Source organism: Chryseobacterium sp. Leaf394 (genome assembly GCF_001424105.1).
Classification (GTDB): Bacteria; Bacteroidota; Bacteroidia; order Flavobacteriales; family Weeksellaceae; genus Chryseobacterium.
Genome location: NZ_LMQH01000011.1, coordinates 1751529 through 1768540, shown reverse-complemented (window position 1 = coordinate 1768540; position 17012 = coordinate 1751529). Strand labels below are relative to the sequence as shown.

General features: G+C 37.1%; 17 protein-coding genes. 8 read left to right on the top strand and 9 right to left on the bottom strand.

Annotated elements, in window-relative coordinates; all coding sequences use genetic code 11:
* Nucleotide 1 precedes the first annotated feature (1 nt).
* The 7 genes from ASG21_RS12730 to apaG all read left to right on the top strand — a co-directional run bounded on the left by ASG21_RS12730 (nt 2) and on the right by apaG (nt 9181).
* On the top strand, nt 2-1408 hold the full coding sequence (locus ASG21_RS12730) for a glycogen/starch synthase (protein ID WP_056080642.1): 1407 nt from the start codon (nt 2-4) through the stop codon (nt 1406-1408).
* A 3-nt stretch (nt 1409-1411) separates the two neighbouring features.
* Nucleotides 1412-1945 carry a hypothetical protein gene (locus ASG21_RS12725; protein WP_128414294.1) on the top strand — a complete coding sequence of 178 codons (534 nt, stop codon included), beginning with the start codon at nt 1412-1414 and terminating at the stop codon, nt 1943-1945.
* 22 nt (nt 1946-1967) lie between these two features.
* Complete coding sequence (locus tag ASG21_RS12720; RefSeq protein WP_056080636.1) at nt 1968-3236, top strand: glucose-1-phosphate adenylyltransferase; 1269 nt, start codon at nt 1968-1970, stop codon at nt 3234-3236.
* A gap of 197 nt (nt 3237-3433) precedes the next feature.
* Nucleotides 3434-4474 carry a hypothetical protein gene (locus ASG21_RS12715; RefSeq protein ID WP_056080633.1) on the top strand — a complete coding sequence of 347 codons (1041 nt, stop codon included), beginning with the start codon at nt 3434-3436 and terminating at the stop codon, nt 4472-4474.
* A 124-nt stretch (nt 4475-4598) separates the two neighbouring features.
* On the top strand, nt 4599-7412 hold the full coding sequence (locus ASG21_RS12710) for a 2-oxoglutarate dehydrogenase E1 component (protein WP_056080631.1): 2814 nt from the start codon (nt 4599-4601) through the stop codon (nt 7410-7412).
* Nucleotides 7413-7449: 37 nt separating this feature from the next.
* Nucleotides 7450-8712, top strand: a complete 1263-nt coding sequence (odhB, locus tag ASG21_RS12705; protein WP_056080628.1) for a 2-oxoglutarate dehydrogenase complex dihydrolipoyllysine-residue succinyltransferase — start codon at nt 7450-7452, stop codon at nt 8710-8712.
* An 82-nt stretch (nt 8713-8794) separates the two neighbouring features.
* Nucleotides 8795-9181 carry a Co2+/Mg2+ efflux protein ApaG gene (gene apaG / locus ASG21_RS12700; protein WP_056080626.1) on the top strand — a complete coding sequence of 129 codons (387 nt, stop codon included), beginning with the start codon at nt 8795-8797 and terminating at the stop codon, nt 9179-9181.
* Between the two features lie 5 nt (nt 9182-9186).
* Here apaG and ASG21_RS12695 read toward each other — a convergent pair whose 3' ends face one another.
* The 4 genes from ASG21_RS12695 to ASG21_RS12680 form a co-directional block, all read right to left on the bottom strand.
* Nucleotides 9187-9741, bottom strand: coding sequence for a 3'-5' exonuclease (locus ASG21_RS12695; RefSeq protein ID WP_056080622.1), 555 nt, complete (start codon nt 9739-9741; stop codon nt 9187-9189).
* Nucleotides 9742-9849: 108 nt separating this feature from the next.
* Nucleotides 9850-10368, bottom strand: coding sequence for an endonuclease V (locus tag ASG21_RS12690; protein WP_056080619.1), 519 nt, complete (start codon nt 10366-10368; stop codon nt 9850-9852).
* Nucleotides 10368-11339, bottom strand: coding sequence for a glycosyltransferase family 2 protein (locus tag ASG21_RS12685; protein WP_056080616.1), 972 nt, complete (start codon nt 11337-11339; stop codon nt 10368-10370). Before ASG21_RS12685 ends, ASG21_RS12690 begins: the two co-directional genes overlap by 1 nt.
* On the bottom strand, nt 11336-12226 hold the full coding sequence (locus ASG21_RS12680) for a lysophospholipid acyltransferase family protein (RefSeq protein ID WP_056080613.1): 891 nt from the start codon (nt 12224-12226) through the stop codon (nt 11336-11338). Before ASG21_RS12680 ends, ASG21_RS12685 begins: the two co-directional genes overlap by 4 nt.
* A 227-nt stretch (nt 12227-12453) precedes the next feature.
* Here ASG21_RS12680 and ASG21_RS12675 point away from each other — a divergent pair, with 227 nt between their 5' ends.
* The gene (locus ASG21_RS12675; protein ID WP_056080611.1) at nt 12454-13041 is read left to right on the top strand and encodes a thioredoxin family protein; all 588 of its coding nucleotides are present in this window, start codon (nt 12454-12456) and stop codon (nt 13039-13041) included.
* A gap of 156 nt (nt 13042-13197) precedes the next feature.
* Here ASG21_RS12675 and rplI read toward each other — a convergent pair whose 3' ends face one another.
* From rplI to ASG21_RS12650, 5 genes are all read right to left on the bottom strand, one after another.
* Nucleotides 13198-13716, bottom strand: coding sequence for a 50S ribosomal protein L9 (rplI, locus tag ASG21_RS12670; RefSeq protein WP_056080608.1), 519 nt, complete (start codon nt 13714-13716; stop codon nt 13198-13200).
* Nucleotides 13717-13845: 129 nt separating this feature from the next.
* A complete protein-coding gene (gene rpsR / locus ASG21_RS12665) occupies nt 13846-14148 on the bottom strand; it encodes a 30S ribosomal protein S18 (RefSeq protein ID WP_056031600.1) in 303 nt (100 codons plus the stop codon).
* Between the two features lie 31 nt (nt 14149-14179).
* A complete protein-coding gene (rpsF, locus tag ASG21_RS12660) occupies nt 14180-14521 on the bottom strand; it encodes a 30S ribosomal protein S6 (protein WP_056080605.1) in 342 nt (113 codons plus the stop codon).
* A gap of 135 nt (nt 14522-14656) precedes the next feature.
* On the bottom strand, nt 14657-15484 hold the full coding sequence (locus tag ASG21_RS12655) for a T9SS type A sorting domain-containing protein (protein WP_056080604.1): 828 nt from the start codon (nt 15482-15484) through the stop codon (nt 14657-14659).
* 53 nt (nt 15485-15537) lie between these two features.
* The gene (locus ASG21_RS12650) at nt 15538-16884 is read right to left on the bottom strand and encodes a chloride channel protein (protein WP_056080600.1); all 1347 of its coding nucleotides are present in this window, start codon (nt 16882-16884) and stop codon (nt 15538-15540) included.
* Nucleotides 16885-17012 lie beyond the last annotated feature (128 nt).

The window sequence follows — 17012 nt, the reverse complement described above, 5'->3', positions numbered from 1 at the left end:
AATGAATATATATCACCTCAGTACAGAATGTTATCCTGTTGCCAAAGTGGGCGGACTTGCCGATGTCGTCGGTGCATTGCCAAAATATCAGAATAAAATAAAAGGGATTAACGCCAAAGTGGTGATGCCTTTTTACAATAAACCATTTGTTTTTGACCACGATTTTGAAATTGTTTTTGACGGCTGGATTCATCAGGGCGGCAACATGCTTCAGGTACAGGTTTTAAAGGAAAAAACAGATGTCTTGGGGTTTGAATTATATATGGTGAGAATTCCGGGACTTTTAGACCGTGATAATCCTTATGGCTATCAGGACGAAAGTTTTCAGTTTCTGGCTTTTCAACACGGATTGCTTCACTGGTTGACTGCAATGCAGATTCGTCCGGATGTACTTCACTGTCACGATTATCACACAGGATTGGTTCCTTTTATGATAGAAAACTGTCCGGAATTTGGCTTTCTGAAAGGGGTAAAAACAATTGCAACGATTCACAACGGAGAATACCAAGGCTGGATGAGTTGGGGAATGGCGAATTACTTTCCTGCCTTTGATCAATACAAATGGGGACTTTTGGATTGGAATGGGATGATCAATCCTTTGGCATCAATGATTAAATGTGCCCATGCTTTTACAACGGTTTCAGAAGGTTATCTGCAGGAGCTGTTTGAAAGTTTCAAAGGGCTCGAAACTTTGGTACGAGACGAACACTACAAAGCCCACGGCATCATCAACGGAATTGATACAGAAGTCTGGAATCCCGCAACAGACCCGATGTTGGATTTCAATTTCACCAAAAAAGATGTCTTTAAGAAGAAAAAAATGAGCAAGGAAAAGCTCTGCAAAGAATATGGCCTGAATCCGGATTTGCCTCTTTTCGGCTTTATCGGAAGATTTGCCACAGAAAAAGGAGCAGATCTGCTTCCAGATACCGTTTGGCGAAGCATTCAGCAAAACTATGGCGGTCTTAACATTATTATTTTGGGTTCAGGAAATACCTATCTTGAAGACAGGCTTTCAGAACTGAGCTACTCGTTCAGCAATTTCGCACTGGATCTTGGTTATAAGGAATATCTTTCCCATAAAATCTATGCTTCGGCAGATTTTTTGTTGATGCCATCCAGAGTAGAGCCTTGCGGGCTTAATCAGATGTATGCGATGCGTTACGGAACGATTCCGGTGGTAAGTTATACAGGTGGATTACGTGATACTGTAAAGGATATTTCTACAGGAGGTGCAGGAATTAATTTTACTTATCCCGGAGTTGATGATATACTTCATGCAATAAACAGAGCGGTGAGCATGTACTACAAAAAAGATATAATGCAGGGTCTGATCAAGGCAAATATGAGTTTCGATTTTGCCTGGGAAAAATCTGCTGAGAAATACATAGCTTTATATAATCAATAAACTTTGAAAATATTTTCAATCCTACTGTTGTTCTTTGTACTGTTTTCATGCGGTAAAAAAGATAAAGATGTAAATCCGTCAAAAAATAGCGGGTTCGTATTTTTATCGTATGGATTACCTGACATCAGTAATAGGCATATTGTAGAAAGTGTAGATGAAAAGTGGAATATAAGAAGAATTGCTGTCGCAGGATGTGTTGTCACAGAAGAATTGATAGATAGCGTCAGAACCGAAAATAATAAAACTGAACTTTCGCTTGAACAAAAATATGGTAAGGATTGGAAAAACAGATATGAAGAAGACTTACGGAATTTTCAGCAGAAAGAAATTGATATAATGGATATCTTAATTTCATCTGAAGCTTTCAGGCAACAATTGGGAAAGTGTAAATTTCCGATTGATGAAATTGTAAAAATGGTGAGGCAAAGAGGAAATTCCGAAATTTTTACCGTAGACATCTTTGATCCTCAAAATCAGGATAAGATATGCTTTAAAGCGGAAGTCGATATCAGAAAACGAACTGTAAAAATAATATAATATAAAAAATCACAACTAATTTATGAATCAAAATGTAATATCGATCGTTTTAGGAGGTGGCAGAGGAACAAGATTGTTTCCACTTACTTATTCAAGATCAAAGCCGGCTGTTCCTATCGCAGGGAAATACAGATTGGTAGATATTCCGATTTCAAACTGTCTGAATTCGGGGATGAACAAGATTCTTGTCTTAACCCAGTTTAATTCAGCATCGCTTAACTCACACATCAAAAATTCTTTTCATTTTGATATCTTCAGCAAAGGTTTTGTAGATATTCTGGCTGCTGAACAAAATGTGGAAAACGAAAACTGGTATCAGGGAACTGCAGATGCGGTGAGACAGTCTATGAAGCATCTTGAGAAATATGATTACGAATATATTCTCATTTTATCAGGAGATCAGCTTTATCAGATGGATTTTCAGGAAATGCTTGATTTTCATATTGAAAAAGGTGGTGACGTAACCATTGCTACGATTCCGGTAAATGCAAAAGATGCTACAGGCTTTGGAATTCTGAGTTCTGATGATGACGGAAACATCACTTCTTTCGTTGAGAAACCAAGCTACGATATGCTCAATGGTTTACAGTCTGAAGTTTCTGAAGACAATAAAAGTAAAGGGAAAGAATATCTGGCCTCAATGGGTATTTATATTTTCACCAAATCGATGCTTAAAAAAATGTTCGAGGATGGGGCAGGAGATGATTTTGGAAAAGATATTATCCCGAACGCTATTGGAAAGTATACGACGTTAAGTTATCAATATGAAGGATACTGGACGGATATCGGAACTATAGAATCTTTTTACGAGGCCAATTTAGATTTGTGTCAGGATTTCCCTCAGTTCAATCTTTTTTCCAGTTCGCCAATCTTTACAAGAGCGAGAATGCTTCCGCCGTCAAAAATTAACGGTTCTTATGTAAGCAAAGCCGTTTTTGGTGACGGATGTATTATCATGGCAGATAAAATTGAGAATTCCCTTATCGGAAACCGTACGAGAATCGATAAAGGAAGTACGATCGTAAATTCTTACGTGATGGGTTCAGATTTCTATCAGAATACAGCAGAAATCGTAGAAAATGATAAAAACGGATATCCAAACATGGGAATCGGAAAATATTGCTACATCGAAAGAACTATTATTGATAAAAACTGTTACATCGGTGACAATGTAAGGATTATAGGTGGAAGACATATTCCTGATGGAGACTACGGCACACACTCAGTTCAGGACGGAATTGTAGTGGTGAAAAAAGGAGCTGTGCTTCATTCCGGAACGCACATTGGGTAGGAGGATGAGTGATTGGTAATGAGTTATGAGTAATTTAGAAATTTAATTTTTGAATTGCTTTGGAAGTGAATTAATAAAAATATTGAAATCCAGTATCTATCTTCCAACATCCATCACCGAACATCCCTCACCCCACAACAAAAAAACAGAGTGATCAACATATTGGTCACTCTTTTTAATTATCCTATTTTTGCGACATGCGTTTACTGAAATTTTTAGCACTTATAATTTTGTTTTTGCTGGGAGCTTACACTGCTTCCATGTACTTTTTTGTGGATGAAGACAAAGATTTTACCATCGAAAGGCAGATAGATTATCCTTTAGAGAAAGTATATTCTCAGTTTGAAAACTTTCAGAGTTTTACCCGTTGGAATAATTATTTTTCAAGTTCAAAAACCATTAAAATCGATTATTATTCTCCGTATGAAGGTGAGGGAAGTGCCATCAGTTACAAAGATCCGGTGAAAGAGAATGATGGTGAAATGTTTATTCGGTTTGCGAGTAAGGATAAGGGTTTAAGGTATCAGCTTTTTGAAGATGACAATGAAAATCCGACTGTCATCGAAGTTAAATTTAAAAAAGTTTCAGAGAATAAAACACATATAAAATGGGTGGTTCATACTCCTAAACTTCCCGTGTGGACGCGTGTACAAAACTTCTGGACCGAAGACCGCTTTACTGAGAACATCAATAAAAGCATGGTGAATCTTAAAAATGTTTTAGGCAACAAAGTGGAAAAAGACAATCAGCTTGCCGCCATAAAATATGACAGCATCATAGTTGAAAAAGAAGACAGCCAGATGCTTCTAGGAATCAATGTGAGTGCTTCCAACAAGAAAGACGCACTGTACAGAAATTTGCTGATGAACTATAATAAAGTTTACAATTTTGTGACGATTGATCTGGGCAAAAAGGACGACGAATTTGGTTACCCGATGATGATTGCCGACCCTGATAATTTTAAAGACAAAGAAATTTCGTATTACATCGGGATACCATTGAGCAAAAAAGAAGGCGTGAGTGATAATAATTTCAGCTTCCGTACTGTAAATGCAGCAGAAAAATACATCATCTACTACAGAGGAAGTTTTGAAGGGTCTGTAAAGGCCGTTCAGCAGTTGATGCAGAAGGCTAAAAAGGATGAGTTCAGGTATGGTGATGTTTCTCATACATTCATAGAACCTCCGATTGAGAATCAGAACATCAATGTGAAGATTTCATTGACAGTTTTTAAATAAAATGTCAAAAATCATATTCTTCTTTTCATTTTTTAATGTTTTTCTAACATTTTACCTCACTTTTTTTTGTTAAATTTGAAGATTAATTCGAAAAATAAATTTTAATAACAGATATACTGTACTAATGGACAGATTTTCATTCCTAAACGCAGCTCATTCTCAGTTAATTGAGGATTTATACCAACAATACCTGAAATTCCCGGACTCTTTAGAACCATCATGGAAAGCCTTTTTTCAAGGCTTTGATTTTGCATTGGAGAACTATTCTGACGAGGAAGATATCCGCGAAATTAAAAACTCAGGAAATTCTTCTCCTGCGGTTCAGCAAATCTCACAGGCAGCTTCAAACGGTGAAGTTCCGGAGCACATCAAGAAAGAATTTAAGGTGGTAAATCTTATTGAAGCGTACAGAACGAGAGGTCATCTTTTCACCAAAACCAATCCTGTACGTGAAAGAAGACATCACTCTCCGACTTTGGATATCGAAAATTTCGGTCTTGAAAAGTCAGATTTAAATACAAAATTCAACTGTGCGGTTGAAACGGGAATGAAAGGTCCTGCATCGCTACAGGAAATCATCACACACCTTGAAAACATCTACTGTGATTCTATTGGAATCGAGTACATGCACATCAATAATGTGAAAGAAAAAGATTTTATCAAGCAGTGGATTCAGGTAAACGAAAATCATCCTGTTCTGAATGCCAACGAAAAAACTGAGATTTTACTTAAATTAAATCAGGCTGTTGCATTCGAAAATTATCTTCACACAAAATTCGTAGGACAAAAAAGATTCTCACTGGAAGGTGGTGAAACTTTAATTCCTGCTTTGGATCAGCTGATCTCAAGATCTTCGCAGTTGGGAGTTGATGAGGTTGTTTTGGGTATGGCTCACAGAGGAAGACTGAATGTTTTAACGAACATTTTCGGCAAATCTTACAAGCAGATTTTCTCTGAATTTGAAGGAAAGGAGTTTGAAGAAGATGTATTTTCCGGTGACGTGAAGTATCACTTAGGTTCTTCTAAAAAAATTAAAACTGCGTCTGGAGAAGAAGTTTCAATCAATTTAACTCCAAACCCGTCTCACCTTGAGACTGTTGCCGCTTTGGTGGAAGGTATCTGCCGTGCGAAAGTGGATGACAAGTACAAGGATTATTCTAAAATTTTACCAATCATCATTCACGGTGATGGTGCTCTTGCAGGTCAGGGTATTGCTTACGAAGTTGCCCAGATGATGAATCTGGAAGGTTACAGAACGGGTGGTACAGTTCATATTGTTGTGAATAATCAGGTTTCGTTTACTACCAATTACATGGATGCGAGATCTTCTACATACTGTACAGATATTGCTAAAGTAACAGAATCTCCTGTGATGCACGTGAATGCAGATGATGCAGAAGCGGTGGTTCACGCGATTCATTTTGCTGCTGATTTCAGAGCTAAATTTGGTAAAGATGTTTATATTGATTTATTAGGATACAGAAAATATGGTCATAATGAAGGGGATGAGCCAAGATTCACACAACCTAATTTATACAAGAAAATTTCGAAACACCCAAATCCAAGAGAAATCTATAAAGATCTTTTACTGAAAGAAAATGTGGTTTCTAATGATTTGATTGCTAAAATGGAAGCTGATTTCAAAGAACTTTTAGATAAAGATTTTGATGCCTCCAAAGAGATTGAGAAAAACGTAATGGATATTTTCATGGCAGATGACTGGACTAAATTCCCAATCGGAAAAAGAGGTGCTGTGCAGGAAGCTGTCGATACAAAATACGATCTTGAAAAGCTGAAGGAACTGGCCATTAAAATGTCAACACTTCCGGCTGATAAAAAGTTTTTAAATAAAATTACAAGACTCTTCGAAAACAGAATCAAAGCGATCGAAGCAAACAATCTTGACTGGGCGCTTGGAGAGTGGCTGGCCTATGCTACACTTTTGGTGGAAGGTCACAACATCAGAATTTCCGGTGAAGATGTGGAAAGAGGAACATTCTCTCACAGACACGCCGTTGTAAAAACTGAAGATAATGAAGAAGAATATATTCCTTTAAAAGAAGTTTCAGAAAGCAGATTTGATGTATTCAACTCTCACCTTTCTGAGTACGGAGTTTTAGGATTTGATTACGGTTATGCAATGGCATCTCCAAATACTTTAACAATCTGGGAAGCACAGTTTGGTGACTTCGTAAACGGAGCTCAGATTATTGTTGACCAGTATCTGGCTGCAGCAGAAGAGAAATGGAAAATTCAGGACGGTTTGGTGATGTTACTGCCTCACGGTTCTGAAGGTCAGGGTGCAGAGCACTCTTCAGCAAGACTTGAAAGATTCTTGACACTTTGTGCCAACGAAAATATGGTTGTGGCGAATATTACTTCACCTGCAAACTATTTCCACCTGTTAAGAAGACAGTTGAAATGGTCATTCAGAAAACCATTAATTGTAATGAGTCCAAAATCATTGTTAAGACATCCAAAAGTGGTTTCTCCGCTTGAAGATTTCTCAAACAAAGGATTCCAGCCTATTCTTGACGATCCAACTGCAGATCCGGCAAAAATCGAAAAATTAGTTCTTTGTTCAGGTAAATTATACTTCGAATTATTGGCTAAAAAAGAAGAATTGAATTGCGAAAATGTTGCTTTGGTAAGATTTGAGCAGTTATATCCGCTTCAGACTGATGCGATCGAAGCTGTATTTGCAAAATATTCAAACAGAACTTCATTGGTGTGGGCACAGGAAGAACCAGAAAACATGGGTGCGTGGTCTTATATCCTGAGAAATTTCAGAGATACAGGAATTCAGGTAGTTTCTCCGGTACAGAGTGGTGCTCCGGCTCCGGGAAGTCACAAAATGTTTGAGAAAAACCAAAATGCTGTAATCAACAGAGTTTTCGACAGAGATGATGCTCCGGTTAAAAGACCTGTTACAGCTTAATTAAATTAATATCAATTAAAAAAATAAAAAATACGATATGTCAATTTTAGAAATGAAAGTTCCTTCACCGGGAGAATCAATTACAGAAGTTGAAATTGCAACTTGGCTTGTAAAAGATGGTGATTATGTAGAAAAAGATCAACCAATCGCTGAAGTAGATTCAGACAAGGCAACGTTAGAATTACCTGCAGAAGAGAGCGGTGTGATTACTTTAAAAGCTGAAGAAGGTGATGTAGTACAGGTTGGTCAGGTTGTTTGTTTAATTGATAGAGATGCTGCAAAACCTGCGGGTGATGCTGCTCCTGCTGCCGAAGCACCAAAACAGGAAGAAGCGCCTAAAGCTGCTGAACCGGCTAAGACTGAAGCTCCAAAACAGGAAGCTCCAAAAGCAGCTCCTGCTGCACAGTCTTACGCTACGGGTTCTCCATCTCCTGCTGCAAAGAAAATTCTTGACGAAAAAGGAATTGATGCTGCTCAGGTTTCAGGTTCTGGAAGAGACGGAAGAATCTCTAAATCTGATGCTGAATTAGCTGCTGTACCAGCAATGGGCGGAAGTTCTCTTTCTGCTACAGGTGCAAGATCTACCACAACGACCAAACTTTCAGTTCTAAGAAGAAAAATCGCTCAGAGACTGGTTTCTGTAAAGAACGAAACTGCGATGTTGACGACTTTTAACGAAGTCGATATGTCTGAAATTTTCAGATTAAGAAAACAGTACAAAGAAGAATTCGGACAGAAACACGGGGTAGGACTTGGTTTCATGTCTTTCTTCACAAAAGCGGTTACAAGAGCATTACAGATGTATCCTGACGTGAATGCGTCAATCGACGGAGATTTCAAAGTAAACTATGATTTCTGTGATATTTCAATCGCTGTTTCAGGTCCTAAAGGTTTGATGGTTCCCGTTTTGAGAAATGCAGAAAATATGTCTTTCGCGAACGTTGAAGGAAACATCAAAGATTTGGCAATCAAAGTAAGAGACGGTAAAATCACTGTTGACGAAATGACTGGCGGAACTTTCACCATTACAAACGGTGGTACTTTCGGATCAATGTTGTCCACACCGATCATCAACCCACCTCAGTCTGCTATCCTTGGAATGCACAATATCATCCAGAGACCGGTTGCGGTTGACGGACAGGTAGTAATCAGACCAATGATGTATGTTGCAATGTCTTACGATCACAGAATTATCGACGGTAAAGAGTCTGTAGGATTCCTTGTTGCGGTAAAAGAAGGGATTGACAATCCGGTAGAAATTCTATTGGGTGGAGACGAAAGAAAAGGTCTTGGGCTTTAATTAAATCAAATTTAAATAAATCTACAGAACCCCGTCTTCAAAAAAGGCGGGGTTTTTGTATCTTAAAAATCAAATTACTACGATGTTTTCTAAAATTACTTCCAACATAAAAGTTTCCGTCGTCCCCGAATACGATAGCAAAAACTCGTATCCGTCTGAAAACAGATACGTTTTTAAGTACAACATCGTGATTGAGAACAGCAGCGATTTTCCGGTGAAAATCATGAAAAGAAAATGGCTGATATTTGATGTAGGATTTGGTTTTACCGAAGTGGTGGGAGATGGGGTCATTGGTCTCACTCCGGAGCTGCAGTCAGGCGAAACATTCACTTATTTTTCAAATGTTATGCTCAGATCAGGAGTCGGAAATATGAGTGGCAAATACCTGGTGAGAAACCTTGATACAGAAGAGAATTTTGAAATTGATATTCCGAAATTTAATCTTTTGTCTGAAATTCTGAAGAATTAAACTGGCTAAAGCTTTTTAATTTTAGCTTTCATTACATCGGCAATTTCATCATTGCTTGTAATGAAAAGCTTCTCAAACGCCAGAAGAGATATTTTGGCACAAACTTCCGCGTCATCACCGGCTCTGTGATGATTGAAACTTAAATTGTGATGCTCTGCCAAATGTTTCAGGCCATATCTCGGAAGATAATTCCATGATTTTTTAGCGATCTGTATGCTGCAAAGGTAGTTCAGATTTGGGGCAAAAATTCCGTAATGATTGAGACATCCGCGAAGAACTCCAGCATCGAAAGCTGCATTATGAGCAATCATCAGCGTTCCGTACATCAGATCATTCATCTCGTACCAGATTTCATCAAACGTAGGCGCATCCTTTACATCTTCAGGATAAATTCCGTGCACATCGATATTTCTCGGACTGAAATAAGGATAACTCGGCGGTTTTATCAGCCACGTTTTTTTTTCAACAACTTCAGAATTCTGAACAACACAGATTCCAACCTCACAGGCTGAGCTTCGGTCAAAGGTTGCGGTTTCAAAATCTATCGCACAAAAATCCATTCTTTTATTTAGGGTATAAGGTTTAAAGTTTACAAAATTACGATTTCAGTCTGGAGCTTTTGTTATAAATCACTTCACGCTCAAATTTCAAATCTCAAATCTCGAATCTCAAATTTCAAATTCTCTGGTCATCGTATCAACTTTTTTCAGAAGTGTCGGGATTCTGTAATTACCGTGCATGTTTTTTACTAAATTTAAAGCGTCTTCCATCTCAATTCCAACACTTGAAATATATAACGGAGTTTTACTTTCGCCTCTGTACAATTCTGATTTGAGTTTTTCAACCGTTGCAAAATTGGTTTTAGCAACTCCGATAACAGGAATTTCTCTGTTTAAGCTGTCAAATAAATGTTTACCTAAACCCGGTTTATATTCATCATCTAAAAAAACAAAACCGTCGATAATGATACAGGAAATATCATTAATCTGTGTTTTAATTTGATCTAAAAGGCTCAGAATACATGGCAATTCTCTTTTGTAAAATTCACCTGGAATGTATTCTGAAATACCGGATTTGATCTCAGAAAATTCGAAATCTGGAGCAATTGCATCCCAGTTTTCGAAGGCTAGACAAATCGTATTGGCTTTATTTTCATTAAAATAAAAAGTATCGAAAACGAGATTCATTATTTTAAAAAATGTTTAAAAATTAACCATTTAGACTGATAATAATTTTCCTTCTGAAATTTCTGCCGCCGTTTCAGGGTTCCCGGAATATGGGTATAAAAGCCGTAATGTCCTCGCGCAACAGCCCAGAAGTGGGGAAATCCGTTCTTTAAACCGAAATAAACTGATGCAATTCCATCCAGCAACATTCTTAAAAATAAAATTCCGATCAGCTTTGGAAACGGTAAGTTTTTAAGCATCATAGAAAGGTTATTCCTGATATTTAAAAAGGTTTTCTGAGCACTTTGTTTATTTAAAGTTCCGCCTCCAACGTGATAAACTTCTGACTTTCCTGTGTAAAATATTTTCTTACCAGAATTGATTAATCTCCAGCACAAATCGATCTCTTCCTGATGGGCAAAAAATCTTTCATCAAAACCCTTCTGTTCCCAAAAATCTTCAGAACGGATAAAAAGACAGCATCCTGAAGCCCAGAAAATCTCAGTTTCGTCGTTGTACTGACCCAGATCTTTTTCAACATCATCGAAGATTCTGCCTCTGCAGTAAGGATAGCCCAGATTGTCGATTAAACCACCTGCAGCACCGGCAAATTCGAAGTACTCACGATTGTTGTAAGACAGAATTTTTGGCTGAATCGCGGCAATTGAAGAATTGGTTTCAAATAAATTTAAAACCGGAAGAATCCAGTTGTCGGTAACTTCCACATCAGAGTTTAGAATACAGTATATTTCAGCGTCAACGTGCTTCAATCCTTCATTATAACCACCGGCGAAGCCATAATTTTTATCGTTAATAATAATCTTTACTGATGGGAAATACTTTCTTAAAATCTCTACAGATTCGTCAGTTGAAGCATTGTCGATGACGTAGATTTCAGCATCATCTGAATATTTAAGAACTGACGGCAAAAATTTTTCAAGCCAGCTTTTTCCGTTCCAGTTGAGAATAACTACTGCAATTTTCGACTTCATACATTGGTTTTTACAGCATCAAAATTTTTAATTGCAGACTGATATTTCCATTTTCTGTGAGACCACAGATAATTGTCGGGATATTTATTGATCGTGTTTTCAAGATGTTTGTGAAATTTTCTAACCACTTCATTTTCTACAAATTTTTCTCCGTCTGGATAAATTCTATAGTAATTTACCTGATAATATCCGCGTTTTACTTTCTTCATTTCGCAATAGATCACTGCCATATCCAGACGTGTAGCCAGCTTGTCGTAACCTATGAATGCAGGCGTTCTTTGGTTCAGAAATTCCAATCCATAATTCACATGAGCAACATGCGGCGTCTGATCTGCAACAAAGAGAAATACAGAATCGCCATCGTTTGGTGTTCTGAAGATTTTCATGATCACTTCTTTGGCTTCAATGGCTTCGTTTCCGAAATTGTTTCTCACTTTTTTCATCTCATTTTCCCAGAAGTTGCTGTTTACTTTTCTGTATACGGGATGGGTATGACTTTGGGGTGTTAAACTTGCCAGAGCGTTCATCCATTCCCAGTTGAAAACGTGTCCTGCCATCAGAATTACATTCTTACCTTCGGCTTTGGTATCGTGAAAATGATGTTGATTGATATGCTGCATTCTCACTCTTGCTTCAGTTTCAGACATCGTGAAAGATTTCACTGTCTCGGCAAGATAATCGAAGAAATTACGGTAAAATTTCTTTCTGATTGCGGCAATTTCCTGCACACTTTTTTGTGGGAACGATTTTACCAGATTTTCTGTAATTACTTTTTTTCTGTAACCAATAAAATAATAATTCATGTAGAAAAACAAATCTGAAAAAACATATAGTACTTTCAGAGGTAGCCTGGAAATGAGATAAAGTATTTTAATGAGAATATTCATAGAGTACACAAATATAATGATTAAAAAAATGACGGCGTTATGTTTGATAAAAGTAAACCTGAAAAATGCAGATTTCTTAGTTTTGGAAACTGTTTATATCTGGAGATTAATCTTATTATATTAAAACGGCTGTTTTATAACTTTAAAATTCTAAGGTTTTTGGATTGAAATCGCTGAAATATTAACATAATTATTTAACTTAGCTACTGTTTTTTAATTTAATATAAATGAAACGAAATATAAAAATAATTGGAGCACTCGGTTTTTTGCTTGCAGGAAACCTGGTTTTTGCTCAGACGGAAACCAAGGTGGAAAAACCTGAAAATGATAAATCGTTACTGGTAAAGACAGATCATAAAGAATTGGATGCCGAAGCGAAGAAGAAAGTTGCGGCTGAGGAGAAAGCCAAACTTCCCAAACCTTATGATGCTAAAGCAAATGCTGAAAAAGATATTCAGGCATTGATTGCGAAGGCTAAAAAAGAAAATAAGAACATAATGATTCAGGCTGGTGGGAACTGGTGTATTTGGTGCCTTAGATTTAATCAGTACGTTCAGACTACACCAGAATTGAAGAAACTGGTAGATGATAATTATGTTTACTATCATTTGAATTGGTCGCCGGATAATAAAAATGAAAAGATTTTCGCTAAATATGGCAATCCTGGAGACAAGTTGGGCTATCCTGTATTTATTGTTTTAGATAAAAACGGAAAACAGATTCATACGCAGGACAGTGCTGTTTTGGAAGATGGAAAAGGTTACGGTTTAGAAAAAGTAAAAACTTTTTTTAATAGCTGGAAACCAAAATCATAAATAAAAAACCGGAATATTTTTCCGGTTTTTTATTTGTACTCAACTTAATGTTTTATCTCCACCATTCCATTAAACTGAATGATCTAAATAACCGTTATCCACAAAAAAACCACCTCTTGCGAAGTGGTTTGTATATTTGAGAAAATCTCTTTGAGCTTATGCTTCTTCTGAAGAAGGAGTTTCTTCAACTTTAGCTTTAGGAGCAGCTGGTTTAGGAGCTTCTACCGGAGCATCAGAAACAATATCGAATTCGAAGTTGTATTCAACGTTTCTGTGTAGTCTGATGTTAGCAGTTACTTTACCAGTTCTCTTGATTGTGTTACCAGGAATCTTGATGTATTTCTTGTCTACCTGTACACCTGCTTTAGCAAGAGCGGCAGCAAGATCTGCATTGTTGATAGATCCGAATAATTTGTCACCAGAACCTACTTTTGCAGGGATTGTAACAGAAGTTTTCTTCAATTGGTCAACGATAGCAGTTGCAGTAGCAACTAATTTTGCCTCTTCTTCTTTTCTAGATTCCAAAGTAGCTTCTAAAGCAGCTTTGTTTTTAGGAGTAGCCAAAAGAGCGAAACCCTGAGGTAACAGGAAGTTTCTTGCATATCCTGGCTTTACGCTTACTGTGTCGAATTCAAGACCTAAATTTTCTACGTCTTTTTTTAAGATAATATCCATTGTTGTTGTCCGTTTAAGTGTTCAGAGTTCCGGTTTAATTCGGATTTTCTCGTCACATCGTTAGAATTTAATATTAATTCAGCAACAAAAAGCCAAAAGCGAAAGAGCTAATGGCTAATTGCAAATTTTTTATTTCAATAAATCAGCTACGTAAGGTAGTAAAGATAAGTGTCTTGCTCTTTTGATAGCAGAAGAAACTTTTCTCTGGTATTTCAAAGAAGTACCAGTGTATCTTCTTGGTAAGATTTTACCTTGCTCGTTTACGAACTGTAATAAGAAATCAGCATCTTTGTAATCAACGTGCTTAATTCCAAATTTTTTGAATCTACAGTACTTTTTATCAGTTTTAGTATTGATATCAAGTGGTGTAAGGAATTTTACTTCAGATTCTCCACCAGCTGAGGCTTGTTTAGCCATATCGTCTATTGCCATGTCTTGTCTTTTTTAAATAATTGGTTAATGATTAAGCTTTAGCTGCTTTTACTTTTGCTCTTCTTGTAACAGCGTACTCTACAGCGTGCTTGTCTAATTTTGTAGTAAGGTAACGGATTACTCTCTCGTCACGCTTAAATGCCAATTCAAGATCAGCTACTACAGAACCTTCTCCTTTAAATTCGATTAAAGTGTAGAATCCGTTCTTCTTCAATTGAATCGGATAAGCTAATTTTTTTAATCCCCAATTTTCTCTAGTGACAATTTCACAGTTCTTTTCTTTCAAAAGATCTACATACTTGTTCACTGCTTCCTCCACCTGAGACTCAGATAGAACGGGAGTTAAAATGAAAACAGTTTCGTAATTGTTCATAATGTTAAATGAATTTGTTAATTATTTCGAGGTGCAAAAATATACATTATTTTTCTAATACACAAGATGTCATGCATAATCCAACAAAAAAAGACCTTGATAAAAAAGGTCTTTCAATAGCTAATTGAATTTTATCTATTTTTTGATAATTTTCTCCGTTACAATACCATTTTCAGTTTGTGCCTGAACAATATAGACGCCTGCTGTAAGTGTTGATAGATCAATACTTCCTTTTTGTCCGTCTGGCAGTTGTCTCAAAACAATTCTACCATTTTGATCACTAACAGTTATAGATTTTATTTTTACGCTAAATTCATAATTTAGATATTGAGATACCGGATTAGGATATAACTTAAAATCTGACTTACTCTTTGCAATATCAGTCACAGAAAGTGCCGCAGCCGACACTGAGACTGTATAATCTTCCGCCTGCCCAAACATTCCTCCGATACATGGGTTCAGGAGATCGTCAATAGCATCATCGTCATCATATAATTTTTTTACTCTCATCCGTGTATTTCCCAAAGCGGCTGTTGCGGGAACTGTAATGGAATGTACTGCCTGTTCAGAGTCCAGACCTGTCGAGTTGGTGATAGTTTGTGCTATTTCATAAACTTCTCCTGCATCATTAAGAACTCCATTTTGATTCCAGTCTATAAAAACAACAAAAAGATTGGTGTAATTTCCAGCGGTATTTCCTTTTAGGGTGATGTTGTATGAGCCTTCCCGGGCTACATTTGCTGTCTGCGACAGAAACATTTGATGAAATGTTCCCACATATTCCTCGTCATCTGTCGTGTTATTGATACCAGCAAAGTTGACTAATGTAATTGGTTCATCACCATTCTCATTCCAGAAAGGGTCATCTGGATCGATATATCCAAAAGTTAAAGGGCCACAATAAGTCTGTGCAGATAAACCTAATGAAAGAGCTAGAAAGCCCGAAAATAGAATTTTTTTCATAATAATTATTTTTAGTTAACTAAAAATACTAAAAAAAATCAAATCATCAAGAATTATTTCCGAATTTCTTCCAGAAAATTCATTTTCAAAACATCATATAAAGAATGTCGGCTTACCAAAATAGAAAACAGGGAAGAAACCATTCCTGCAAGCATCAGGTGGAAAATTAATGAATGTCTGTCGGTCATTTCCAGAACAATAATCGCAGAGGTAAACGGAGCTCTCGTAATTCCTGTTAAGAAAGCAACCATTCCGGCAAGAATGACAACGTTGGTTTCATTTGGAGTTAAATGGATTACTCCCGAAATCACAGATCCGATACTTGCACCAGCCGTTAAAGCCGGAGCAAAAATTCCACCCGCGCCACCCGAAGTGAAAGAAAGGGCAGGACCCAGCATTCTCAGGATGGGAACGTACCAGTCTTCGTGTTTATCTTTTGTGAAAAGTACGCGTTCCATGATTTCTTTACCTGAGCCTAAAATTTCACGGCTGATGAAAAATGAGATGCAGGCAATCAGTAAAGCACAGCCAACAAGAAATAACACATTGGCTCTGTCGGTTTTGAGTTTTCTTTTTTTCCAGTCACTCATTTTCAGCATGATGACAGAAAGCTGACTTGCCAGAATTCCTGCAGTTCCAGCCACTAAAATGATCGGAAACATCACCATCAATGAAACATCACCGGTTTTTGGATACCCTAAATATAAATAAGAACCCGCTAAAGTCTGAGCCGTTAATCCTGCAATAATTACAGCCGTAAAAAGAGCAGTTTTAAAGTAATTAATATGTGTTTTTGAAAGTTCCTCAACTGCAAAAACAATTCCGCCGAGAGGAGTATTAAATGCCGCTGCCAGTCCTGCTGCAGCTCCGGTCATAATCATATTTTTCTTGGAAATTTTCGGCCACCATTCCGGAAGATATTCGTTTACTTTCCTGAAGACAGACCCTGAAATCTGAATTGTCGGACCTTCACGACCTACAGCACCACCACCGATCACCAAAACGACAGATGAGATAATTTTAAATACAATAATTTTTAAACTTAAAAGACTTCGTATTTTTTTATGCTCTTTCGGATTCGCCAGCTCTACAGCTGCCATTACCTGCGGAATTCCACTTCCTTTGGCATTGGGAGCAAATTCTTTTACCAGCCACCACGAAAGCACAAAACCAACCGGAGCGATGAGGAAAATCATCCAGTCGTGCCAGTTGAGAATAAAATGCAGCAGATTTTCACCCCACGCAAATATTTTCGCATACATCACGGCAAAAAAACCTGTAATCACCGAGCCTATCCAAAACGGAATTGCCTGAAGAAGATTATTTTTCAGTTGTTCGTTTCGGATGTTGTCAAAGGATTTTTTGAGGCTTCTGCGGAGATAAATGAAAATTTTACGCATACTTCAAATTTATGTCAAAAATTATGAAAAAGAAAATCTACTTCTTAAATTTTTAGTAAAATTTAAATCATTATGAAGTTTAATCCAGCTTTTTATTTATGTTTGTTTTCTATTTTAAAATTTTATTT